The 22,394-nt window shown below is 71.2% G+C and carries 19 protein-coding genes; 11 read left to right on the top strand and 8 right to left on the bottom strand.

Annotated features, from left to right (window positions below; all coding sequences use genetic code 11):
* The first annotated feature begins 75 nt into the window (after window positions 1-75).
* The 7 genes from ABZ887_RS23400 (at window position 76) to sbnA (ending at window position 10,327) form a co-directional block, all read left to right on the top strand.
* On the top strand, window positions 76-516 hold the full coding sequence (locus ABZ887_RS23400; protein WP_361292456.1) for an ATP-binding protein: 441 nt from the start codon (window positions 76-78) through the stop codon (window positions 514-516).
* 91 nt (window positions 517-607) lie between these two features.
* Entirely contained in the window at window positions 608-886 is a 279-nt protein-coding gene (locus ABZ887_RS23395; RefSeq protein WP_361292454.1) for a hypothetical protein, read from the top strand.
* 318 nt (window positions 887-1,204) lie between these two features.
* Window positions 1,205-3,784 (top strand): Pls/PosA family non-ribosomal peptide synthetase, encoded by a 2,580-nt coding sequence (locus tag ABZ887_RS23390; RefSeq protein WP_361292452.1) that lies wholly within the window; start codon window positions 1,205-1,207, stop codon window positions 3,782-3,784.
* 13 nt (window positions 3,785-3,797) lie between these two features.
* Window positions 3,798-7,082, top strand: coding sequence for an amino acid adenylation domain-containing protein (locus ABZ887_RS23385; protein ID WP_361292450.1), 3,285 nt, complete (start codon window positions 3,798-3,800; stop codon window positions 7,080-7,082).
* A 39-nt stretch (window positions 7,083-7,121) separates the two neighbouring features.
* Window positions 7,122-8,126: a TauD/TfdA family dioxygenase gene (locus tag ABZ887_RS23380; protein ID WP_361292448.1), complete on the top strand. Its 1,005-nt coding sequence runs from the start codon at window positions 7,122-7,124 to the stop codon at window positions 8,124-8,126.
* Window positions 8,123-9,193: a 2,3-diaminopropionate biosynthesis protein SbnB gene (gene sbnB, locus ABZ887_RS23375; protein WP_361292446.1), complete on the top strand. Its 1,071-nt coding sequence runs from the start codon at window positions 8,123-8,125 to the stop codon at window positions 9,191-9,193. The genes ABZ887_RS23380 and sbnB overlap by 4 nt, the downstream gene beginning before the upstream one ends.
* Window positions 9,194-9,229: 36 nt before the next feature.
* On the top strand, window positions 9,230-10,327 hold the full coding sequence (gene sbnA / locus ABZ887_RS23370) for a 2,3-diaminopropionate biosynthesis protein SbnA (protein WP_361292445.1): 1,098 nt from the start codon (window positions 9,230-9,232) through the stop codon (window positions 10,325-10,327).
* Between the two features lie 96 nt (window positions 10,328-10,423).
* Here the strand turns inward: sbnA and ABZ887_RS23365 are convergent, their stop codons facing one another.
* The 4 genes from ABZ887_RS23365 to ABZ887_RS23350 form a co-directional block, all read right to left on the bottom strand.
* Window positions 10,424-11,629 (bottom strand): cytochrome P450, encoded by a 1,206-nt coding sequence (locus tag ABZ887_RS23365; protein ID WP_361292443.1) that lies wholly within the window; start codon window positions 11,627-11,629, stop codon window positions 10,424-10,426.
* A gap of 39 nt (window positions 11,630-11,668) precedes the next feature.
* Complete coding sequence (locus tag ABZ887_RS23360) at window positions 11,669-12,436, bottom strand: hypothetical protein (protein ID WP_361292441.1); 768 nt, start codon at window positions 12,434-12,436, stop codon at window positions 11,669-11,671.
* 129 nt (window positions 12,437-12,565) lie between these two features.
* Window positions 12,566-13,393, bottom strand: a complete 828-nt coding sequence (locus tag ABZ887_RS23355; RefSeq protein ID WP_361292439.1) for an aminoglycoside phosphotransferase family protein — start codon at window positions 13,391-13,393, stop codon at window positions 12,566-12,568.
* 120 nt (window positions 13,394-13,513) lie between these two features.
* On the bottom strand, window positions 13,514-13,876 hold the full coding sequence (locus ABZ887_RS23350; protein WP_361292437.1) for a helix-turn-helix domain-containing protein: 363 nt from the start codon (window positions 13,874-13,876) through the stop codon (window positions 13,514-13,516).
* A gap of 228 nt (window positions 13,877-14,104) precedes the next feature.
* Between ABZ887_RS23350 and ABZ887_RS23345 the strand changes: the two genes are divergently transcribed.
* The 4 genes from ABZ887_RS23345 (at window position 14,105) to ABZ887_RS23330 (ending at window position 18,797) form a co-directional block, all read left to right on the top strand.
* A complete protein-coding gene (locus tag ABZ887_RS23345; protein WP_361292664.1) occupies window positions 14,105-15,115 on the top strand; it encodes a zinc-binding alcohol dehydrogenase family protein in 1,011 nt (336 codons plus the stop codon).
* A 232-nt stretch (window positions 15,116-15,347) separates the two neighbouring features.
* Window positions 15,348-15,923, top strand: coding sequence for a sigma-70 family RNA polymerase sigma factor (locus tag ABZ887_RS23340; protein ID WP_361292435.1), 576 nt, complete (start codon window positions 15,348-15,350; stop codon window positions 15,921-15,923).
* A 518-nt stretch (window positions 15,924-16,441) separates the two neighbouring features.
* On the top strand, window positions 16,442-17,281 hold the full coding sequence (locus ABZ887_RS23335) for an SGNH/GDSL hydrolase family protein (protein ID WP_361292662.1): 840 nt from the start codon (window positions 16,442-16,444) through the stop codon (window positions 17,279-17,281).
* Window positions 17,282-17,681: 400 nt separating this feature from the next.
* A complete protein-coding gene (locus ABZ887_RS23330; RefSeq protein ID WP_361292433.1) occupies window positions 17,682-18,797 on the top strand; it encodes an MBL fold metallo-hydrolase in 1,116 nt (371 codons plus the stop codon).
* 51 nt (window positions 18,798-18,848) lie between these two features.
* Here the strand turns inward: ABZ887_RS23330 and ABZ887_RS23325 are convergent, their stop codons facing one another.
* From ABZ887_RS23325 to ABZ887_RS23310, 4 genes are all read right to left on the bottom strand, one after another.
* The gene (locus tag ABZ887_RS23325) at window positions 18,849-19,760 is read right to left on the bottom strand and encodes a hypothetical protein (RefSeq protein WP_361292431.1); all 912 of its coding nucleotides are present in this window, start codon (window positions 19,758-19,760) and stop codon (window positions 18,849-18,851) included.
* 143 nt (window positions 19,761-19,903) lie between these two features.
* Window positions 19,904-20,356 carry a peptidoglycan-binding domain-containing protein gene (locus ABZ887_RS23320; RefSeq protein WP_361292429.1) on the bottom strand — a complete coding sequence of 151 codons (453 nt, stop codon included), beginning with the start codon at window positions 20,354-20,356 and terminating at the stop codon, window positions 19,904-19,906.
* Between the two features lie 175 nt (window positions 20,357-20,531).
* Window positions 20,532-21,434: a carbohydrate ABC transporter permease gene (locus ABZ887_RS23315; protein WP_361292427.1), complete on the bottom strand. Its 903-nt coding sequence runs from the start codon at window positions 21,432-21,434 to the stop codon at window positions 20,532-20,534.
* Window positions 21,431-22,354, bottom strand: a complete 924-nt coding sequence (locus ABZ887_RS23310) for a sugar ABC transporter permease (RefSeq protein ID WP_361292425.1) — start codon at window positions 22,352-22,354, stop codon at window positions 21,431-21,433. The genes ABZ887_RS23315 and ABZ887_RS23310 overlap by 4 nt, the downstream gene beginning before the upstream one ends.
* Between the last annotated feature and the right edge of the window lie 40 nt (window positions 22,355-22,394).

Below are 22,394 nucleotides of genomic sequence, written 5' to 3'. Positions count from 1 at the left end.
GTTGCCGTTCTGCCTGCTCTGTTCCGCCCGCTCCGCCCGCTCTCCGCCGCGCCCGCCTTACGGAAGGCAGCCATCGTGTCCCCCCACGTGACCTCCCCCCGCGACCTGTTAGACGTAGACGCGCCCGACCGGGCGCACTGGATCGAGCTGCCCTCGCACCGCTCCAGCGTCAGAGTCGCCCGTCGCTCCGTGAGAGCCCGGCTCGGTGAGTGGGGGCTCTCCCGCGAGCTGTGCGAGGACGCGGTGCTGCTGGTGTCCGAGCTGGCCACCAATGCCGTCATCCACACGCTGAGCGTGCGGATCCTGTGCGGCATGGGCCTGATCGCGGACGGATGCCTGCGGCTGGAGGTCCACGACCACGACTACTCCGGCCGCGGCCTGCCCCGGCGCGAGCCCGGCCCCGACGACGAGGGTGGCCGGGGGCTGCTGCTCGTCGAGCAGCTCGCCGACTCCTGGGGCGTTGACCGCTCGAGGCTCACCAGCGGTCATGCGGTGTGGGCGACCCTGACGACCTGATCCCGGAGCCCTCACGGGTTGCAAACAGGGCTGCGGTGGGCGGGAGTTGCCGATTTCACGCGGGTGCGCGGGCCTGCATATGATCTTGCTCGTGACTGTGCAGAACTCTGACAAGACACCTTCTCGCAAACAGCGACTCCAGGAGAAGCAGCGCCGCCAGCTGGCGGTGGTCGACACGGTGGACAAGGCCGAGGTCAAGGTCCGCAAGGCGGAAGCCGAACTGGCGGTGGCCGTCGCCGAAGCGGTACAGGCGTTCGGTGACGAGCGCGCGGCCTCCGAGGGGCTCGACATGCCCGTGGAGGCCGTGCGTCGTTTCGTCGGCATCGCGGCACACGAGACCGCCGCGGCGGCGGACGGTGCCGACGACTGACCTGCCCCGAGGTTCCGGGCCCCGCGCCGCCGGTGAGGACTCCCGCCGGCGCGGGACGGGTCCGGGTGCGGCGGCGCGGCGAGGCCGTAGGCGGCGACGGCGGCCGCCGCGCCGGATACGGGCTGCCGGCCGGGGGGCCGCCGTTCGGGTGATTCGCGCACCCCCCTTCCCGGCGCGAAACCAAGGAAATACAGGCCTGACGGCTCGTGACGGGTGCTGGGCCCGATCAATGGGACAAGTGGCAGTCATTGCCCTTATCTGGACAAACTGAATCCGCCGGTTCGTGATCAGGAACATCCACGTTCTCCAGGAGATCGCATGGTGGAGCAGTCCTCCGAGGTCGTGTCGGAGCCGGATGAACCTGTCGTCGCCCTGGCCGGCACCGGCCCCAGGGGGGCGGAGACGGAGCGGAGGCTCGCGCAGACACTGGCCGACCTCCTCGACGCCGAGTCCGTCCCGGTCGACGGCCACTTCTTCGCCGACCTCGGCGCCAACTCCCTGGTCATGGCCCAGTTCTGCGCACGAATACGCAAGACGGCCGACCTGCCGTCGCCGTCCATGCGGGACGTCTACCGGTACCCCACGATCCAGAGCCTGGCGGCGGCCCTCGGCGAGACCGCCCCCGCTCCCGCCGACCCGGCGCACCCCCCGCAGCCGCCCGCAGCGACGCCGGCCCCGGGCCCGGTCGGGAACCGGTGGAGCCATCTGCTCTGCGGAACCCTCCAGTTGCTGGTCTTCCTGGGCTACTCCCTGGTCTCCGGGTTCGTCACCGCCGCGGGATACGAGTGGATCGCCTCCGGCAAGGGCCTGGCCGACGTCTATCTGCGGTCGCTGCTCTTCGGCGGCGCCGCGTTCGTGGCGCTGTGCGCGTTCCCCGTCGCCGCGAAATGGATCCTCGTCGGACGCTGGCGCCCCCGCGAGTTCCCCGTCTGGGGCCCCATGTACCTGCGCTTCTGGCTCGTCAAGGTGCTGCTGCACGCGAACCCGATGGTCTTCCTCACCGGGACCCCGCTGTACGTGCTGTACCTGCGGGCCCTCGGCGCGCGGATCGGCAAGGGCGTCACGATCCTCTCCCACTCCGTCCCCGTCTGCACCGACCTGCTGACGATCGGCGCGGGCACGGTGATCCGCAAGGACTCGTTCTTCCTCGGCTACCGGGCGTACGCCGGACACATCCAGACCGGCCGGATCACCCTCGGCGCGGACGCCTTCGTCGGAGAGAAGACCGTCCTGGACATCGACACGTCCCTGGGCCGCGGCTCGCAGCTCGGCCACTCCTCCGCCCTGCACCGCGGCCAGGCCGTCCCCGACGGCGAGCACTGGCACGGATCCCCGGCGGAGCCCACCCGGACCGACTACGTCCGGATCGCCCCGGTGAACTGCGGCACCCTGCGCCGCGCCTGGTTCGGCCTCGGCACGCTGCTCCAGCTGGTCTTCCTGTACCTCCCGCTGGCCGTCGGCGGTGTCTACATGCTGTTCACCGAGGTGCCCGCGATCGGCAAGCGACTCGACCCGACCACGGCCGCGCTCGGCTGGTCGGAACTGCTCCCCGACGCGCTGCTGCTCTCCCTCGTCCTGTTCTTCGGCTTCCTCGTCCTGGGGCTGGCGGCCCTGTGCACCCTGCCGCGTCTGGTGGGCCTCGTGGTCAGGCCCGACAAGGTGTACCCGCTCTACGGGTTCCACTACGCGCTGCAGCGGACCACGGCCCGCATGACGAACGTGAAGTTCTTCGCCTGGCTCTTCGGCGACAGCTCCTACATCGTGGGCTACCTCCGCGGTATCGGATACGACCTGTCGAAGGTGGAGCAGACCGGGTCGAACTTCGGCACCGAAGTGCAGCACGAGACACCGCTGCTGGTCAGCGTCGGCAGCGGGACGATGGTGGCCGACGGCCTCTCCGTCCTCAACGCCGACTTCTCCAGCACGTCCTTCCGGCTCTCCCGGGCCTCGATCGGGGCGCACAACTTCCTCGGCAACAACATCGCCTATCCGGCGGGTGCCAGGACCGGCGAGAACTGCCTGCTCGCGACGAAGGTGATGGTTCCCCTCGACGGCGAGGTCCGCGAAGGTGTGGGGCTCCTCGGCTCACCGTGCTTCGAGATCCCCCGCTCGGTGGAGCGCGATACCCGGTTCGACCATCTCCGCACTGGAGAAACGTTCCGTCATCGGCTGGCCGCGAAGAACCGCTACAACCTCCGCTCCATGGCGCTCATGCTGGGCGTGCGCTGGCTGCACACCTTCGCGCTCACCCTGTTCGGCCTCGCCTCCGTGGACCTGTACGGCGTGCTCGGACACGTGGTGATCGGCGGCTACCTGGCACTCACCCTCGCCTTCTCCGCCGGGTACTTCATCCTGGTGGAGCGCTGCCTCGGCTCCTTCCGCGCGCTGCGCCCCCGGCTGTGCTCCATCTACGACCCGTACTTCTGGTGGCACGAACGGCTGTGGAAGGTGCCGGACCACTTCCTCAACATCTTCAACGGAACCCCGTTCAAGAGCCTGGTCTGGCGGCTGCTGGGCGTACGCATCGGCCGCAGGGTGTTCGACGACGGCTGCTACCTGACCGAGCGGACCCTCGCCACCATCGGCGACGACTGCACCCTCAACGCCGGCAGCAAGATCCAGTGCCACTCGCAGGAGGACGGCACCTTCAAGTCCGACGTCACCACACTCGGCGCCGCCTGCACGCTCGGCATCGCCGCCCATGTGCACTACGGCGTGACCATGGGCGACGGCTCCGTGCTGGCGCCCGACTCCTTCCTCATGAAGGGCGAGGAAGTCCCCCCGAACGCCCGGTGGGGCGGCAACCCCGCGGTGGACACACCCGACCGCGGGGGCCGGTCCGCCGGCACCGGCCGGGTCGCCACCGCGGTCGACGCCGCCACGGCGACCGCGAGTTGAGGAAGGCCATTCGATGGGAACGCGCGTGGAGACGGACCGGGAGTACTGGACCCGGACACTGACCGCCGGCGGCGCCACCACCGTGCCCCGGTGGGTCCGGGAACCGGTGCCGGGAACGGCCGGGCACGCCGGACACGGGACACCGGTGCCCGACGACGTGACCCGCGCGGTGCGTGAACTGGCCGTGCGGCAGGGCCTGCCGCACGGCACGCTCCTGCTGGCCGCCCACCTCAAGGTGCTGGCCGTGCTCTCCGCCGAGCCGGAGGTGGTCACGGGCCACACCACCGGTACGGACGGCGAACCGCTGCCGTGCCGGGTGCCCGTCCCCCCGGGGAGCTGGACGGCCCTGCTCGCGGCCACCGGGCACGCCGAGGCGGAGCTGCTCGCCCACCGGGACCACCCGGTGGCGGAGCTGCACCGCGAACTCGGCCTCACCGAGCCGCCGTACGAGGTCGTCTGGGGTCCCCTCGGAACCGAGGAGCCGCACGCCGACGACGGCGTCCTGCACGTGCGCTGGTCCGACCGGGACGGCCGGCTGACCCTCCACCTCCGGTACCGCACGGACGTCCTGGACGCCGAGGCCGCGACCCGGCTCGGCGGCTACCACCTGACGGCGCTGCGGCTGATGACGACGGACCCCGACGCCGACCACAGCCGGCAGAGTCTGCTGTCCGCCGAGGAGCAGCGAGAGCAGCTGGAGGACCTGGCCGGGCCGCACCGCCCGCTGCCGGACGCCCGGGCGCACGAACTCTTCGAACAGCGGGTGCGGGCCCACCCGACGGCCGTGGCGGCCGTGCACGGCACGCGGGAGTGGACGTACGACGAACTCAACCGGCGCGCCAACCGGCTGGCACGCGCCCTGCTGGCCCGGGGAGTGGGCCGGGAGGACGTGGTCGCCGTCGTCTCCGAGCGCACCCTCGACTGGCTGGCCGCGGTGCTGGCGGTGTTCAAGGCGGGCGGCGTGTACCTGCCGATCGAACCGCACTTCCCGGCCGGACGCATCGAGGCCACCCTGTCCCGGGCCGGCTGCCGGCTGGCCCTGACCGAGCCCGGCAGCACGGACACCCTGGACAAGGCGCTGGCCGCCCTGCCGGACGTCGGGAAGCTGCCGTTCGACACGGCGTACGGCGAACCCCATGCGGACGACGACCCCGGGATCGGCGTCGACCCCGGCCAGCTCGCCTACATCTACTTCACCTCCGGCTCCACGGGCGAGCCGAAGGGCGCGATGTGCGAGCACGCGGGCATGCTCAACCACCTCCACGCCAAGATCGACGACCTGGAGATCGGCGCCGGGACCGTGGTCGCCCAGACCGCCCCGCAGTGCTTCGACATCTCCCTGTGGCAGCTCGTCGCCCCGCTGCTGGTGGGCGGGCGGACCCTGCTGGTCGAGCAGGACGTGATCACGGACGTGGCCCGGTTCACCGACACCCTGGAACGCGCCCGGGTCGGCGTGGCCCAGCTCGTGCCGTCGTACCTGGAGGTCGTGGTCTCCTACCTCGAACAGCACCCGCGCACCCTTCCCGACCTGCGGTGCGTGTCGGTGACCGGCGAGGCGCTGAAACGGGAGCTGACGCAGCGCTGGTTCGCGGTCCAGCCGGGCATCGCACTGCTCAACGCCTACGGACTCACCGAGACGTCCGACGACACCAACCACGAACTCCTCCGGGAGGTGCCCGACCGGATCCTGCTCGGCCGGGCCGTCAGCAACGTCCGCGTCCACGTCGTCGACGAGCACCTGTCGCCGGTACCGCTGGGCGCCCCCGGACTGATCGCCTTCTCCGGTGTCTGCGTGGGCCGCGGCTACGTCAACGATCCCGAGCGCACCCGGGAGGCGTACCGCACCGACCCGCGCCGGCCCGGCGAACGGTTCTACCTGGGCGGCGACTGGGGCCGCTGGCACCCCGGCGGCAAGCTGGAGTTCCTGGGCCGCCGGGACAGCCAGGTCAAGATCCGCGGCTTCCGCATCGAGATCGGCGAGATCGAGAACTGCCTGCTGCGGGTGGCCGGCGTACGGGACGGCGCGGTGGTCGTCGCCGAGCGGACCGGCGGAGGCAAGCAGCTCATCGCCTTCTACTCCGGCAGCCGGCAGGAACCCGAGACCCTGCGCGAGGCGCTCGGCGCCGCGTTGCCCGCCTACATGGTCCCCTCCGCCTTCCACTGGCAGGACAGCCTTTCGCTGACCGCCAACGGCAAGATCGACAAGAAGGCGCTGACCGGGCTGGCCGAGACCGCGCCGGCGGGCGACCCGCACCGGGCGGCCGGCGCCGCGGACCGGGCGGCGGGGGACGAACTCGGGCCGACCGAGCGGAGACTGGCCGCGGCCTGGGCCGAGCTGCTGGGGGTGCCCGAGGAACGGATCGGCCGCACCGACCACTTCTTCGACTCCGGCGGCACCTCCCTGACCGCGGTCAAACTCAGCCTCGCCCTCGACCGCGCGGTGTCCCTGAAGGACATCACCCGTCACCCGGTCCTCGCCGACCTGGCCGCCCTCCTCGACGCCCCGGCGGCCCGGCAGCGCCCGGAGCTGCTGCTCACCCTGACGGACGGAAGCGGTACGACCGGGTGCGCCCTGGTGTGCTTCCCGTACGCGGGCGGCAACGCGGTCAACTTCCAGCCGATGGCGACCGCTCTGGCGGACAGCGGCCTCACCGTCCTCGCCGTCGACCTGCCCGGCCACAACCTGGCAGCGCCCCCCGAGCCGTTCGCTCCCGTCGAGGAGGTGGCCGAACAGGTCGCCGCCGAGATCACCGCACGCGGACTGAGCCGGGTCATGCTGTGGGGCCACTCCTCCGGCGCCGCACCGGCCGTGGAGACGGCGAGACGGCTCCAGCAGCGCGGCGTACGGGTGGAACGGCTCTTCGTCGGCGCGCACCTGCCCGGCACCGCGCCCGAACGGCACGCCGCCGTCACCGAACTGTCGCACCTGAGCGACGCCGACATCGCGGCGCTGCTGACCGCCGACGGCGGCCACACCGAACTCGCGGAACTGAACCCGCGCAACGCCGCCCACATCGGCGCCGCCTACCGGCACGACTGCCTCGCGGCACACCGCTACTTCGCCGCGGCCCTGGAAGCCACGCCGCCCGGCAAGGTGGCCGCGCCGGTCACGGTGGTCGTCGCCGCCGACGATCCGCACACCGCCGGCCACGCCCACCGCCACCGGGACTGGCTACTCCTGGCCGACCGCGTCGAGCTGCACGAACTCGCCGACGGCGGCCACCACTTCCTGCGCACCCGCCCGGCCGAGGCGGCGCAGGCCGTCCTGACCACCGTCCTCCCCCTCGCCTCCTCCTGACCCGTCACACCCCAGGCGGTCGACCGAAAGGAACCCGAGATGCCGTTCTCATCCCTGGCATCACCGCTCGACGTGGAGCTGCGGCCGGACAAGCCGGCACTGCTGTGCGTCGATCCCCCCGACGACCCACCGAAGTGGGCGGCCGAGCACCGCGAGGCGCTGCGCGCACAGGTCACCGAGCACGGCGCACTGGTCGTCCGCGGCCTCGGACTGCGCGAACCCGACCAGGTCGGCGCCGTCTTCGGACACCTGGCCGGGGAACTCATGACGGAGCAGGAGGCCTTCGCGCCCCGCGAGACCCACCGCCCCGGCGTGTACGCGTCCACACCCTGGCCGGCCAACCAGCCCATGTGCATGCACCACGAGCTGAGTTACCGGCTCCAGGCGCCCGGCCTGATGCTGTTCGCCTGCCTCACCGCACCCGAACAGGGCGGCGCGACCGCGGTGGCCGACGCCGAGGAGGTCCTGCGGGCGCTGCCCGGCGGGCTCGTCGAACGGTTCGAGCGGGAGGGCTGGATCCTGACCCGCACCTACAACGACGAGATCGGCGCGAGCCTCACCGAGTCCTTCGGCACCGCCGACCACGCCGAGATCGAGCGCTACTGCCGGGCCAACGCCATCGACTTCACCTGGCAGCCCGACGGCGCCCTGCGCACCGAACAGCGCCGCAACGCCGTCGTACGGCACCCGCTGACCGGCCGGCGCTGCTGGTTCAACCAGATCGCCTTCCTCAACGAGTGGACCCTCGCCCCCGAGGTGCGCGAGTACCTGGTGGACGTCTACGGCGCGGACGGACTGCCGTTCAACACCCGCCACGGCGACGGCAGCCCGATCGGCGAGGACGTCGTCCAGCTGATCAACAGCACCTACGAGGCACACACCCGGCGCGAACCCTGGCAGCGCGGCGACCTGCTGCTGGTGGACAACATCCGCACCGCGCACAGCAGAGAGGCGTTCACCGGCGACCGGCAGGTGCTGGTCGGCATGGGTGAACCCGTCCGGCCGGCCGAGGACTGCCCGGCCCTGGAGGCGAGCGAGCGATGACCGACGTACTGTCCTCCGCCGCCCGGGCGGCCGTGCCCGAGCGGGGATCCGTGCCGAGCTTCGCGGTGATCACCGGCGCGCAGGTGCAGCGCGCGCTGAGCGGGCGCGAGAAACAGCTCGTGGAGCTGGTCGAGACCGTCTACCGGCTGCACGACGCCGGGGACTCGGTCAACCCGCCGTCGTACTTCCTGCGGTTCGAGGACCGGCCGACCTCGCGGATCATCGCGCTGCCGGCCTCGCTCGGCGGGACGGTCCAGGTGGACGGCCTGAAGTGGGTCTCCAGCTTCCCGGAGAACGTGAGCGCCGGAATCCCGCGGGCCTCCGCGGTGCTCGTCCTCAACGACCACGACACCGGCTACCCGTTCGCCTGCCTGGAGAGCTCGATCATCAGCGCCACCAGGACCGCGGCCTCCGCCGCCCTGGCCGCCGACTGGCTCAGCCGGGGCCACACCCGCCCCACCCGGGTCGGGTTCTTCGGCACCGGCCTGATCGCCCGCTACATCCACACCTTCCTGGCCGGCTCCGGCTGGGACTTCGACGAGATCGGCGTGCACGACCTGTCCGCCGACAGCGCCGGCGGCTTCCGCGGCTACCTGGAACAGACCGGTACCGGTGCGCGGATCACCGTCCACGACAGCGCCGAGGACCTGGTCCGCGAAAGCGACCTCGTGGTCTTCGCCACCATCGCCGGCCGGCCCCACGTCACGGACCCGGCCTGGTTCACCCACAACCCGTTGGTCCTGCACGTGTCCCTGCGCGACCTCGCCCCCGAGGTCCTGCTGGGTGCGGCCAACTTCGTCGACGACGTCGAGCACTGCCTCAAGGCCGACACGTCACCCCATCTGGCCGAACAGCTCACCGGCAGCCGCGACTTCCTGAACGGAACCCTCGGCGACGTCATGTGCGGCCGGGCCGCACCACCCCACGACCGCCCGATGATCTTCTCGCCCTTCGGACTCGGCGTCCTCGACCTCGCCGTCGGCAAGTACGTCTACGACGAGGTGTCCCGGGCCGGGGACCTCTGTCTCATCGATGACTTCTTCCACGAACTGCGCCGGTACGGCTGAGGCCGTCGTCCTCGGCCCGGCACCAGGAGGCCCGCCGTGCCTGTCATCTCCGCTCCCTACGCCTTCAACGAGGGCGATCTCTACGTCGACCTGGAGTCGATCTGCGGACACCCGCTCTACCTGAAGTGCGAGGCCTTCAACTTCGCCGGATCCATCAAGCTGAAGGCCGCCAACGAGATGGTGGAGAACGCCGAACGGGACGGAATCCTGAAAGCGGACTCCGTCCTCGTCGAGTCCTCCTCCGGCAACCTCGGCGTCGCACTCAGCATGATCGCCGCGAGCAAGGGTTACCGGTTCCTGTGTGTGACGGACTCCCGTTGCAACCTGTCGACCCGACTCCTGATGGAGGCGCTCGGCAGCGAGGTGCACATCGTGGCCGACCAGGACTCCAATGGCGGCTTCCTGGGCACCCGGATCGAGTACGTCCGCTCGCTGTGCGAGAAGGACGACCGGTACGTCTGGCTCAGCCAGTACACCAATGCCGGCAACTGGACCGCGCACTACCGTACGACCGCCCCGGAGATCGCCCGGCGCTTCCCCGAACTGGACGTCCTGTTCGTCGGCGCCGGCACCACCGGAACCCTGATGGGCTGCGCCCGCTACTTCCGCGAGTGGCACCGGCCGGTGCGGATCGTCGCCGTGGACGCGGCGGGCTCGGTGGCCTTCGGCGGCGAACCGGGCCGCCGGATGATCCCGGGTCTCGGCATGAGCATGCGTCCGCCACTGCTCGACGAGTCCTTCGTCGACGAGGTGATCCGGGTGGAGGAGCCGGACACCATCCGGATGTGCCACCGCATGGCCCGGCACGGCTTCCTGTTCGGCGGCTCCACCGGGACCGTGGTCAGCGGCGCGACGGACTGGCTGTCCCGGCACGACGCCGGTGACCTCACCGCGGTGGCCGTCGCACCGGACCTCGGCGAGCGCTACCTCGACACCATCTACCAGACCAACTGGCTGCAGGACCTGTACGGCGACCAGGTGCTCGCCGGCGAGGACGGCGACCTGGTGTCCGACGCCGATGCCGGGGACGAGGCCCAGGTGTCCGACGCCGGGGACACCGAACCGGCGAAGCCGCTGCCCCGGGAGCCCAAGTCCGCCTCCCGCGCACCGGCCCGTCGGCGCAGCAGCACCTGACGGCAGGTCACGCCGGAGCGCAGCCCCTCGGAGATGCCCGCGCGGCAGCACCGGGGGGCCGCGGCGTGCCCCCGGCCCCGGCCCGCTCAGGCCCGCTCAGTAACGCACGGGCAGGGCGCGCAGCCCGCGGGTGCGCATCGACGGACGCCACTCCAACCGGTCCGCCGGCACGTCGAGTTCGAGGCGGGGGAAGCGGTCCAGCAGCGCGCCCAGGGCGATCTCGGTCTCCAGGCGGGCCAGCGGTGCGCCCAGGCAGTAGTGGATGCCGTGGCCGAGGGCCAGGTGCCCGGTGGCATCGCGGCCGAGGTCGAGCCGGTCGGGCTCGGCGAAGCGGCGCGGGTCGCGGTGGGCCGCCGCCAGGGACAGCAGCACCGTCTCGCCCGCCGGGACGGTGACCCCGCCGATGGTGACGTCCTCGGTCGGGAACCGGCGGATCGCGAGCGGCGCGGGCCCGTCGTAGCGGGCCAGCTCCTCCACGGCCGGGCCGAGCAGGTCCGGATCCGCGCGCAGCGCGGCCAGCTGGGCCGGGTTCCGCAGCAGCGCCAGGGTGGCGTTGCCGATCAGATGGACGGTGTTCTCGTACCCGGCGAACAGGATGAGGAAGGCCAGCGACATCAACTCGTCCTCGCTGAGCCGGTCCTCCTCGTCCCGTACGGTGATCATGGCGGAGAGCAGGTCGTCGGCGGGCTCGGCACGCTTGCGGGCGAGCAGCCCCGCGAAGAAGGCCAGCAACGCCCCGACGGCCTCCTTCACCCGCTCGGGCCGCGCGGGGTCCGGGACGACGAGCGCGTCCGTCCAGGACCGGAAGTCCGGCCGGTCCTCCTCGGCCACGCCGAGCAGTTCGCAGATCACGGCGATGGGCAGCGGCGCCGCGAAGGCGGCGATCAGATCGGCACGGCCGAGGGGCGCCATGGCGTCGAGCAGCGCGTCGGCGGTCCGCCGGACGGGCTCGCGCAGCAGGGCGACACGGCGGGGAGTGAACGCCCGGGACACCAGGCGCCGGACGCGGGTGTGGTCCGGCGGGTCCATGTTCAGCAGGTTGGCGTCGAGGGCGGGCGGCAGCGCGAGGCCGCGGTAGCCGCCGGGTTTGGCGTTGGCCTTGTCGAGGGATAACCGCGGGTCGGCCAGGGCCTGCCGTACGTCCTCGTAGCGCGTCACCAGCCAGGCCGGCAGCCCGTCGGTGCCGGCGACCCGGTGCACGGGCCCGGCCTCCCGCAGCCGGGCGTACCCGGCGTACGGGTCGGCGAGCAGCTCCGCGGGGTCAACGGCGGCCGGGGCGGGGGGTGTTGTACTGGCGTCCATGCTCCAACCCTAGACAGTGCGGGCGCCGGCGGCGGCCGGTCACCCGGCGGCCGGGGTGCCGTCGGTCGCGTCCGCGGAGTGCAGCAGCCGCAGGAACGCCTTGACGCCCGCGATGATCTCCTGGTTGTCGGTGAGCCGGTTCACCGTGGACTCGAACTGCCTGCCCAGCGCGGCGATCCTGCGGTCCGCCTCCTCGGCCCGCTCGTACGAGCTCATGGCCAACGCGTCGACGGTGCGCCGCAGTTCGGCGAGGGCCCGGTACTGCTCCTCGGCCTTCTCCTCCAGGACCCGGGTCCCGGCCTCGGCGCGGTTCAGCCGGGCCTGCAGTTCGACGACGTCGTCCCGCGGATAGGTGACGTCCTTCAGGAGGGTGCCCAGGCGCCTGCGGAGCTGGCCGAAGTACGCGCCGGCCGGCCGGAAGAAGGTGCTCAGCAGGAAGAACGCGGCGAACCAGTACCCCGTGAACTCGCCCGTCGCCCAGGTGACCGCGACGACGACCGCCGCCGTCAGGACGTGTCCCGCGACCGCCGCCCGGAGCATCGCCCGGGCGATGCGCGCGGCCTCGGCGTCCCGGGCCGCCGGGACGTCCATGCCCTTCTCCCGGCTGACCGCGATCTCGGCGAGTACCGCATGCGCCCGGAAGTACAGGTTCCAGGGCAGGGTGAGCAGGAGCAGCAGCCACAGCAGGCTCAGTACCCCCGCCCCCACGGCGAACACCACCGCGGGCGGCGCCCCCGCCACATACGCGAGAACCAACGCCGCAGCCGCCGCCACGACCGCCGCCACCGCCCCGAGAAACCTGCCCATGCCCCGTCTCCCCCCACTTCCTGCCCGCAGACCGACCCAGCCCATCGTCCCGGCCGCGGCGCGGGGCGGCATGAGTAGCCGTACTCAGGGGACCGCAGGACAGCGTCTCCGGAACCTTCCCGGCATCTGCTAGAGCGCGGCCCGGATCTGGCCGAGCCACTCCGCGGCGAGCCGGCGCCCGTCGGGGAGCTGGTCGGCGCGGTCCCAGCGCCATGCGGTGATCATCGCCAGCACGAGGATCCGGCACTCGCGCAGCAGGTCCTGGTCGACCCCCGGACAGTGTGCGCCGATCTCTTCGGGCGCATGGGCGAGGTCGAACTCGACGGGCCCGCGGCAGCACGTCTCGAAGTCGATGAACAGCAGCCCGCTCTCGGTGGTCAGCACGTTGCCCGGGTGCGGCTCGCCGTGCAGCAGCTGCTCGGCGCAGCCGCGCCCGCCGATCGCTCTCCGCAGGCTCCGCAACGTGTCACCGAGCAGCTCCCGGTCCGCGTCGGCGAGCGCCGGAGTGCGGTCGCGGTTCGCCACGAGGTTCTGAGCCTGCTCGACCCGATCCGTGAAGTGCGGTGTCGGGACGTCGAGTTCGCGCATTCCGGCGTGCAGCCGCTCAAGGGCTCGGGCGTAGTCGGCCGGTGGGACCTCTCGACGAGGTGTCACCGGTTCGTAGTAGGTCCACAGCGTGACCGCGAAGCCGTCACGCTCGTGGACGCGCGGCTCCACGCGGGGTTCCAGGGCTGCCACGGGGCACCCGGATCCGGCGAGCCGCCGGGCGAGGTCGATTTCGAACTGTGCGACCTGATGCGCCACGGGTGCCATCCGGGCCAGGACGTCACAGGGCAGCAGACGCAGAGTGAGCTTGTTCGAGTCATGCAGAACGATCGCGTCGTCGACCGCCAGACCCAGTGACGAGGCGGTCGACATGGCCGCGGCCACCGCACGCGGGACCTGTGACGGCTGCATCGCCGCACCCTACCAAGGTGCCGACAGGCGGGCGGAGGCCGAGGAGCGGGAGGCGGGGCGGTTCACCGCTGCCACCCCCCCGTGGGCGCGGTGTGGTGGGACGGCGGTGGAGCCGCTGTGTCAGCGGGACGCCGGGAACCGTTCGATGTTGTCCTCCACCCAGGTGCGCAGGTGGGCCAGGGGTCGGCAGGCGTCCTCGCCGAGCGGGGTCAGGCTGTACTCGACGCGGGGCGGGACCTCCGGGTAGATCTCGCGGTGGACGAGGCCGTGGTCCTCCAGGCGGCGCAGCGTCTGGGTGAGCACCTTGGGGCTCACGCCTTGCAGGCGTGCGCGCAGTGCCCCGAAGCGCTGGGGCCCGTCCTCCAGAGCGCCCAGGGCGAGGGCGCTCCACTTGTTGGCGAGCAGATCCAGCATGTCACGGCAGGGACAGGCGGCCAGGTAGACGCTCTTCGGGTTGTCGCACAGGTGTGCTGTCGTCGTCATACGGCAATAGTACCCAACGGGAACTATAGGCCCTTGCGGGTAACCACCATCCCTTTCGTACTGTCGCTGACGTGGTCGAAGCCGCGGACCCTGCCTGCGTGTCCGGTCGGCGCGACCACGTCTTCTCGATGTATCCCGAGCGGAGCGGGCACCGTCCGCAGCCCTCGGATCACGCACACGTGGAAAGGCCGGACCACCATGAACGACACGTACGACATCCCCGCGACGATGCCCGCGGTCGCGTACCGCAAGTCGCTGCCCGTCGACGATGCCGAGAGCCTGCTCGACGTCACGCTGCCCACCCCGAAGCCGGGCCCCCGTGACGTGCTGGTGCGGGTCGAGGCGATCGCCGTCAACCCGGTGGACCACAAGATCCGGCAGAACGTCGACCCGGGCGGGGAGGCGAAGGTGCTCGGCTGGGACGCCGCGGGGACCGTCGTCGCCGTGGGTGACGCGGTGGAACTCTTCTCGGTGGGCGACGAGGTGTACTACGCCGGTGAGTTGGACCGCCCCGGTGCCAACTCCCGCTATCACGTGGTCGACGAGCGCATCGTCGCCCGAAAGCCCGCCACCCTCTCCTTCGCCGAGGCCGCCGCCCTGCCGCTGACCTCGCTCACGGCGTGGGAGGGGCTCTTCGAGCGGCTGGGGCTGCACACCGGTGCCCTGGAGCAGACCGGTGCCCTGCTGATCACCGCCGCCGCCGGCGGCGTGGGCTCGATCACCGCGCAGCTGGCCCGCGCCCTGACCAGCCTCACCGTCATCGGTACGGCGTCGCGCCCCGAGAGCGTCGACTTCGCGCGCCGGATGGGTGTCCACCACGTCGTCGACCACCGCAGGCCCCTTGCGGCGCAGCTGGCCGAAGTGGCCCCGGAAGGCATCGACTTCGTGTTCAGCACCACGGCGACCGACCACAACCTGGCCGCGTACGCCGACGCGCTCACCCCCTTCGGCCGGATCGTCGCCATCGACGACTTCGACTCGCTGCCGCTCGGAGTGCTCAAGGCGAAGAGCATCTCCTTCCACCAGGAGTTCATGTACACGCGGTCGATGTTCCGTACGGCCGACCTGAGCACGCAGCACCACATCCTCACCCAGGTCGCCCGCCTCGTCGACGCCGGCATCCTCACCACCACGGCCACCCGCGACCTGGGCCCGGTCAACGCCGCCAACCTCCGTGAGGCGCACCGCATCCAGGAGACCGGCGCCGCCATCGGCAAGACCACTCTCACCGGATTCTGACCGGGCGGCCTGCCGCCGGTGGCCGAACTGGCCACCGCCCACGTGCGGTTGCTGTCGATGGGGGAGACCGAGGCCCGTCCGGACAGCCGTTTCACGCGGCTGTCCTCGCGGCCGGTGCCGGTTGAGCGGACGGCAAGCGGTTGGCAAGCAGCCCCCGGAAAGGTTGGCCCGTTCAGCTTTCAACGAGTTTGCGTGCCGTCCGTTCGGCCTCGGCGCGCGGGGAAACGCGGGCATGGGACACAGCACAGGCAACCGGGGCACGGACCAGAAGCGACCGCGCGGCCGTGCCCGGGACAGGGCGGGCGACGAGGCGTTCGTCCGTGCCCTCTACGACAAGCACGGGATGTTCATGGCGAGAGTGGCGACGGGGCTGCTGAGCGGTGACACCCATCAGGCCCAGGACATGGTGCAGGAGACCGTCCTGCGGGCCTGGCGGCACGCCGGTGCCCTCGACCCCGACGCGGAGGGGGTACGGCCCTGGCTCGTCACCGTCCTGCGCAACCTCGTCATCGACGGCCACCGCGCCCGCCAGGCCCGCCCCCCGGAGACCGACGACGCCCCCCTCGCCGACCTGCCCGGCCCCGAACGCGTGGACCGCACCCTCAGCAAGAAGATCGTCCGCGAGGCCCTGGCGGACCTCTCCCCCCAGCACCGCGAGATCCTCGTCCACGCCCACTTCCTCGACCACTCGGTGGAACGGACCTCCCAGCTCCTCGGTATACCCCGCGGCACCGTCAAGTCCCGCACCCACCTCGCCCTCAGAGCCCTGCGGACCGCATTGGCCGAGCGCGGCTCCACCCACTCCTGAGCGGGGAACTCCCTCCGTTCTGCCCGCTGCCCGCGGACGCCCCGCCTCCCGAAACGGGTGAACCGGGCCCTGATGCGGCTCGTACCCGGCAGTGGGACGAGTCCGGCGAACGGCTCGTCCGGGGGCGGTCCGCCCCTGCCTGCCCTGGGCCCGCCTGCCCGCCCGTCGGCGGTGCGCCGGCGCGGCCGCGCCGCGGAGAGCGCCCACAGCCTTCCGCACACACGCCTACGCAGAGTCCCACCTGCGGCGCAGTCACCACCGGTAGAGCCCCACCCATACCGCACCCGTGCCGCGCCGCATCCGTGGGTGGATCACCTCGGCGCGCCGTCGAGTGAACCTCTTCGGCACGGGTGTCGTTTGATCTCACGTCAGCACATCGCCCCACGGCTGACGACTCTTGTCGGAGCGGCTCGACGAGCGCTCCCGGGCCTGACGAATGGATGGACTTGAACAACCAGACCAAGAGATCCCCCGTGCGGCGGGGCCTGCTGCGAGGCGCCGTGGTGGCGTGCTGCGCGATGGCCCTGTCCACCGCGGGCGCGATATCGGCGAGCGCCGCGACACCCACCGCGCGCACCGTGGACCACGTGGCGCTCGGCGACTCGTACGCCTCCGGCCCCGGCATCCCGACCCAGGTCGACACCGCGTGCGGGCGCTCCGACCAGAACTATCCGTCCCTCCTCGCGGCAGCGACGCACGCGCGGCTGACCGACGTCAGCTGTGCGGGCGCCACGACGACCGCCCTGGCCGGACCCCAGGGCGCGCAGCAGCCTCAACTGGACGCGCTGGACGCGGACACGGACGTGGTCACCCTGACCGTCGGCGGCAACGACATCGGTTTCTCCAGCGACCTGGCCACCTGCGCCGGGCTCGCCGCCAAGGACCCGACGGGCAACCCCTGCCAGACCTTCTTCACGAGCGACGGCACCGACCGGCTGGAACAGCGCGTCGACGAAACCGCCCCCAAGATCGCCGCGGCGCTGGACGCCGTACGGCAGCGGGCGCCCCGTGCCAAGGTCCTGGTGGTCGGCTATCCCGACCTGTTCCCGGACGACGGGGTCGGCTGCACCAGCTCCGTGATGCCGCTGGCCGCCGGTGACTTCGGCTATCTGCGGGACACCGAGAAGAAGCTCAACGCGATGCTCGCCGGCCAGGCGTCGGCGCACGGCGCGCGGTACGTCGACACCTACACCCCGACCGTGGGACACGACATGTGCCGGCCGGCCGGGGAACGCTGGATCGAACCCCTGGTCGCGGCGGCTCCGACGGCGCCCGCCCACCCCAACGCCCAGGGCCAGCAGGCCATGGCCGCGGCGGTGGAGCGAGCCCTCCTCCGCTGCGGCGCACACCGCCGCTGACCCGGTGGAGACGGGGCGCCGGCCGTCCTGACGGAGCGTCGGCGCCCCGGCCCGCGAGTCACGGCAGACGGATGGCGGTCATGTCGATCTCGAAGTTCACGCCGGACCAGAAGATCCACCATCTGGTGGCATGGGCCACGGAGTGGAAGGGAGAACGGAGGGGGCGGAGCATGTGGGCCTATTCCCTGAGTCTGGGCGGATCTCATGCCCTCATGAACGACTGGTTCAAGAACGAGAAGCTGCTCCGGCTGCTCACCCAGGAAGAGAAGAACCTGATCCGGGCGGCCCGCGAGCGGGCGGCACGCGCCTGGGAGGACAGGGACTGATCGGCCGTCACATATTGGTTTACGGTTCAACGAAAATCGTTTATGGTTCAACCAGGTTGATCCGAGGAGGACCCATGACGTCCGAGCCCACCGCATCCGGTTCCACTGCATCCGGTTCCACCGGCGCGAACCGGCGTACCTTCCTGAGGCGTGCGTCCGCCGTCGCCGCAGTCCCCGTCGGTGTCGGCGCCGGAGTGTTCGGTCCGCAGGCCGGTACCGCACATGCGGCCGACACGGCCGGGCTGCCCGGCTTCGAGCCCGTGCCCGCGGGGTCCCTGGGCCCGGCGCTCAACGCGGACGGCTACCACGTCGGCCGGATCGAGGGGAACCTGTACTGGGTGACCGACGCCTACTACCAGGCCATGTTCCTCAGTACCCGGCACGGCGTGGTGCTCGTCGACGCTCCGCCGACCATCGGGACCAACCTCCTGCGTGCCATCGAGGACGTCACCAGGGCCAACGGGAGACCGGGCAAGGTGACCCACCTCGTCCACTCGCACGCGCACGCCGACCACATAGGCGCCTCCGTCCTGTTCGGGGACGACGTCGTACGCATCGGGCACAGGCTCAACCGCGAACTGCTGCTGCGGGCCGACGACCCCAACCGGCCGGCGCCGAAGGTGACCTTCGACAGCCGGTACACCCTCTCCGTCGGCGGAGAGCACCTGGAGCTGGCGTACCACGGGCCGAATCACGCGCCGGACAACATCTACGTCTACGCCCCGGCCTACCGGACCCTGATGCTCGTGGACGTGCTCTTCCCCGGCTGGGTCCCGTTCAAGAGCCTCGCCGTCTCCCAGGACATACCCGCGTGGATCAAGGCGCACGACGTGGCGCTGTCCTACCCCTGGACCACCTTGGTCGCGGGCCATCTCGGCCGCCTCGGGATCCGGGCCGACGGTGAGCTGCAGAAGGAGTACATGGCCGACCTGGAGGCCGGTGTCCGAGCCGCCGTCAGGTCGGTGGACCCCACGCCGTACTTCCGGGAATACGGGCCGGGCGGGAACGCCTGGGCCATCTTCAGGACCTACCTCGACGCGGTGGCACGGACGGCGGCCGATCCGGTCGCCGGAAAGTACCTCGGGAAACTGGCGGCCGCCGACGTCTTCACGTTCGACAACGCGGCCACCCTGCTGGAGTCGCTGCGCATCGACTCCGGTGTGCTGGGACCCTTCGGTATCCGGCCGTGACACAAGGGTGCCCGGCCGGGAGAAATCCCGCCGGGCACCCTTCCTACCGCCTCATCGCGACGTCAGCCCGGCGATCCGCCACAGACCGTCCTGGCCGCTGCCGGCGGTGTACGCGTCCCCGGACGCCGCCAGTGAGAAGCTGAAGGAGTTGATCCCGACGATGTTGGTGACGTGGGACTGCACCCTGGTCGTGGCGTTCACGCGCTTCACCTCGTCGCCGACCTGGAAGTAGACCAGGCCGTCGCCGCCGACCGAGATCGACGTGGGTTCGTAGGCCTCGTCGGCCAGCACACGCGTCGCACCGGTGGCCACGTTCGTCTGCAGAATGCGGCCGAGGCCCATGTCCGCGGTGTAGGCGAGTCCCGCCCTGTCGAACGCGAGGCCGTACGAGAAGCCGTACGAGAAGCCGAGACCCGTGGCCACCACGCGTGCCGTCCCGTCGTCCGGCACGGCGACGATCTCTCCGTTGGTGTCGGTGACATAGGTGGTGGTGCCGAAGCGGGCCACGCCGAAGAGCGCGGGCAGGCCGGCGGCCAGGGTACGGCGGCTGCCCGTCGCGAGGGTGACCTTCTGAAGCGTGCCGTCGAAGCTCGTGATGTACGCGCTGCCGTCGGCGACGGCCACCCCGCGGAGGTTGCCCAGACCGGTGGTGACCGTGGAGAGCGCTCCGGTGGCCAGGTCGAGCTTGAGCAGATCGCCTCCGGAGTACGCCAGATACACCGAGCCGGCGTTGTCGGGGGCGATGGCGACCGGAGCGCCGGCCGCCGGTGCGATCTGCACGCAGTCCGTGGACGGGCACTTGACGTCACCCACTGCGGCAACTGCCGGGGCGGCCAGGGTCATTGTCGCGCCCGACGCCAGTAACGCGCCGAGGGCCAGTGCCGCGCCCAGCGCGCGCCCGCGTCTCGCCAGCGAGCGGGCGGGACGGTCGAGCGGGAGTCGAATCGCTGTCCTGGATCTCATCGTTGAGTCCATCCGTTCCTGTCCGTCGACGGTGGGTGGCCTGTGGGATCGCCGCAGGCGCTGCACTGGCTACGTACAGGGGTACGGAGAGGTTCACCTCGGACGTGGATCGCGGAAGACGAGCCGCGGGATGCGGAGTTGGTTCAGCAGCCCGTGGCGTTGTAGTTCCAGAACGCGGCCCTGGTCTGCGGGCCGGCGATCCCGTCGGGGGTGCCGGCGTTCTCGCCGACGGCGTTCAGGAACTTCTGCAGCGCCGTGATCGTGTTGGTCCCGACGATCCCGTCGACGGTACCGGCGTTGTAGCCCCAGGCGTTGAGCATCCTCTGTGCCGCCATCCAGCTGTTGGTGCCCAGCTGTCCGTCCTCGGTACCGGCGTTGAAGCCCCAGACGTTCAGGCAACTCTGCCAGTTCTTGGCCCGGGTCATGTTCAGGCCGAGGTTGTTCACCGCGAGCAGGGAGACCTGCCGGCTGCTGACGGCGGCCGTGGCGGCCTGCTGGGGGGCCGCCACGCCGGCACCCGCACCCGCAAGCCCTGCACCGGCGATGCCGACGACGGCACTTGCGGTGACGAGTGCCCTGGCCAGAGAAGATCGCATGGTTTCCTCGTTCCGGTCGACTGCGAAGGCTTTGACGCGACCGCTTGCACGGTCCGTCTGCGTCGCCCCCAGCGTGCCAGGGGAGTTCGCCTAAATCTTCCGAAATTGCGACCCAATTTCTCGTATGACCCGCTTCAGGCCATATCTGGACGAGGCTGCGACCTGCGTGGCCGGACTACTTCAGGCCCCCGGTCACCAGGTCGATACGCCAGTACCGCTGCAGGGACAGGAAGAGCGCGATGACGGGAATGACGGAGAGCAGGGTGCCGGTGATCACCAGTGAGTACAGGGACGCCTGGTTGGCGCCGTGGCGCAGGAGGCTGTACAGGCCGACCGTCAGCGGGAACTTGTCGTCGCTCGTCACCATGACGAAGGGCAGCAGGAAGTTGTTCCAGATGACGATGAACTGGAGCAGGAAGACGGTGATCAGACCGGGTGCCATCAGCCGCAGCCCGATCGCGGAGAACATCCGCCACTCGCTCGCCCCGTCCATCCGCCCGGCGTCGAGCAGCGAGTCGGGCACCGAGGCGGCCGCGTAGATCCGGCACAGGTAGATGCCGTACGGGTTGAACAGCTGGGGCAGGATCACCGCCGGGTAGCTGTCGGTGATGCCGACGCGGGCCAGCAGCAGGTACTGCGGCACAGCCAGCACGACCTGCGGCAGCAGGACGCCCGCCAGGATGGTGTTGAACAGCAGGGCGCGGCCGCGGAACCGGTACTTGGCGATGGCGTAGCCGGTCGCCGCCGACACGGCGGTGGCGGCGAGCCCGCCGACCCCCGCGTACAGGAAGCTGTTGAGCATCCAGTGCCAGAACACGCCGGAGTCGTACGAGGAGAGGTCGGCGACGTTGTCCACCAGCCCCGAGCCGAACGACGGCAGATAGGTCGCGGTGGAGAACAGCTCGCTGCGCGACTTGGTGGACGCGATCAGGATCCACAGCGTCGGCACCAGGCAGTAGACGGCGCCGAGCAGCAGCACCGCGGTGGGCAGGACGGCGAAACGCCGGGGGCGAGGCCGCTCGGTCCGGGCGGCGGTCACCGGGGACACGACGGTACGGGCGGGCGAGTCGATCGTCATCGTTGCTCCTTGCCTACGGCTCCGGCGCCGCCCCACCGGGCCTGCGCGAGGCGGCCGACGAGCAGGGAGACGGCGAGGATTCCGGCCGCGAAGACGATGGAGGTGGCGGCCGCGAGATGGATGTCGGAGTCGACGAAGGCGTCGGTGTAGATCTTCATCAGGGGGACCCAGGTGAGGGAGATGGCGTTCGACAGCGGCTGCAGCGTGTTGGGCTCGTTGAACAGTTGCAGGGCGGCGAGCACGGTGAACAGGGTGCACATGGCGATGGCGGGACGGACCAGCGGGACCTTCACCCGCAGCGCGATCTGCAGCTCCGAGGCACCGTCGATCCTGGCCGCCTCGTAGATCTCCGGCGGCAGTCCGCGCAGGGACGTGTACATCACCACCATGTTGAAGCCCACCGCACCCCACACCGCGATGTTGGCGACCGAGACATAGACCATCGAGCTGCCGAAGAAGTCGACGTGCCGGCCGCCGATCGGGCTGGTCGCGGGCAGGTACAGGAAGCCCCACAGGAGGGTGGCGATGACCCCGGGCACCGCGTACGGCAGGAAGATGGCCAGCCGCGCGAACCGGGTGAGCCGGGCCCGCGCCGTGTCCAGGAGGAGTGCGAACAGCAGGGCGAGGAGCACGGTCGCCGGTACGGTGATCGCGCCGACCAGGAGCATCCGGAGCAGGCTGTGCCAGAGCTCGGCGTCGTGGATCACGGCGGAGTAGTTGTCCAGACCCGCGAAGACCGTCCGGCTGCCCGTTCCCAGCAGGCCCCCGTCGACCTTGCGCTGCTGGAAGCTGAGGAGCAGTGCGTAGCCCCCGGGGGCGGCCACGAACAGCAGGAGGAGCAGGGTCGCGGGCAGGACCAGCAGATAGGGCAGCCGGCTGTGACCGGCCCGTCGGCCCCGCCGCGAGATGCTTGTCGCCATCGACGTGTGTCCCCATCGGATGAGTGGCTGGTGGTGCCAG

It is taken from the genome of Streptomyces sp. NPDC047061, assembly GCF_040643955.1.
Classification (GTDB): domain Bacteria; phylum Actinomycetota; class Actinomycetes; order Streptomycetales; family Streptomycetaceae; genus Streptomyces.
This window is presented reverse-complemented; position numbering and strand designations above follow the sequence as displayed.

What these genes read in the sequence shown, in the direction of transcription:
- ABZ887_RS23390 (WP_361292452.1), top strand. Translation starts at nt 1,205, where the DNA reads ATGGTGGAGCAGTCCTCCGAGGTCGTGTCGGAGCCGGATGAACCTGTC.
- ABZ887_RS23385 (WP_361292450.1), top strand. Translation starts at nt 3,798, where the DNA reads ATGGGAACGCGCGTGGAGACGGACCGGGAGTACTGGACCCGGACACTG.
- ABZ887_RS23380 (WP_361292448.1), top strand. Translation starts at nt 7,122, where the DNA reads ATGCCGTTCTCATCCCTGGCATCACCGCTCGACGTGGAGCTGCGGCCG.
- sbnB (WP_361292446.1), top strand. Translation starts at nt 8,123, where the DNA reads ATGACCGACGTACTGTCCTCCGCCGCCCGGGCGGCCGTGCCCGAGCGG.
- ABZ887_RS23365 (WP_361292443.1), bottom strand. Translation starts at nt 11,629, where the DNA reads ATGGACGCCAGTACAACACCCCCCGCCCCGGCCGCCGTTGACCCCGCG.
- ABZ887_RS23360 (WP_361292441.1), bottom strand. Translation starts at nt 12,436, where the DNA reads ATGGGCAGGTTTCTCGGGGCGGTGGCGGCGGTCGTGGCGGCGGCTGCG.
- ABZ887_RS23355 (WP_361292439.1), bottom strand. Translation starts at nt 13,393, where the DNA reads ATGCAGCCGTCACAGGTCCCGCGTGCGGTGGCCGCGGCCATGTCGACC.
- ABZ887_RS23350 (WP_361292437.1), bottom strand. Translation starts at nt 13,876, where the DNA reads ATGACGACGACAGCACACCTGTGCGACAACCCGAAGAGCGTCTACCTG.
- ABZ887_RS23345 (WP_361292664.1), top strand. Translation starts at nt 14,105, where the DNA reads ATGCCCGCGGTCGCGTACCGCAAGTCGCTGCCCGTCGACGATGCCGAG.
- ABZ887_RS23340 (WP_361292435.1), top strand. Translation starts at nt 15,348, where the DNA reads ATGGGACACAGCACAGGCAACCGGGGCACGGACCAGAAGCGACCGCGC.
- ABZ887_RS23335 (WP_361292662.1), top strand. Translation starts at nt 16,442, where the DNA reads ATGGCCCTGTCCACCGCGGGCGCGATATCGGCGAGCGCCGCGACACCC.
- ABZ887_RS23330 (WP_361292433.1), top strand. Translation starts at nt 17,682, where the DNA reads ATGACGTCCGAGCCCACCGCATCCGGTTCCACTGCATCCGGTTCCACC.
- ABZ887_RS23325 (WP_361292431.1), bottom strand. Translation starts at nt 19,760, where the DNA reads ATGAGATCCAGGACAGCGATTCGACTCCCGCTCGACCGTCCCGCCCGC.
- ABZ887_RS23320 (WP_361292429.1), bottom strand. Translation starts at nt 20,356, where the DNA reads ATGCGATCTTCTCTGGCCAGGGCACTCGTCACCGCAAGTGCCGTCGTC.
- ABZ887_RS23315 (WP_361292427.1), bottom strand. Translation starts at nt 21,434, where the DNA reads ATGACGATCGACTCGCCCGCCCGTACCGTCGTGTCCCCGGTGACCGCC.
- ABZ887_RS23310 (WP_361292425.1), bottom strand. Translation starts at nt 22,354, where the DNA reads ATGGCGACAAGCATCTCGCGGCGGGGCCGACGGGCCGGTCACAGCCGG.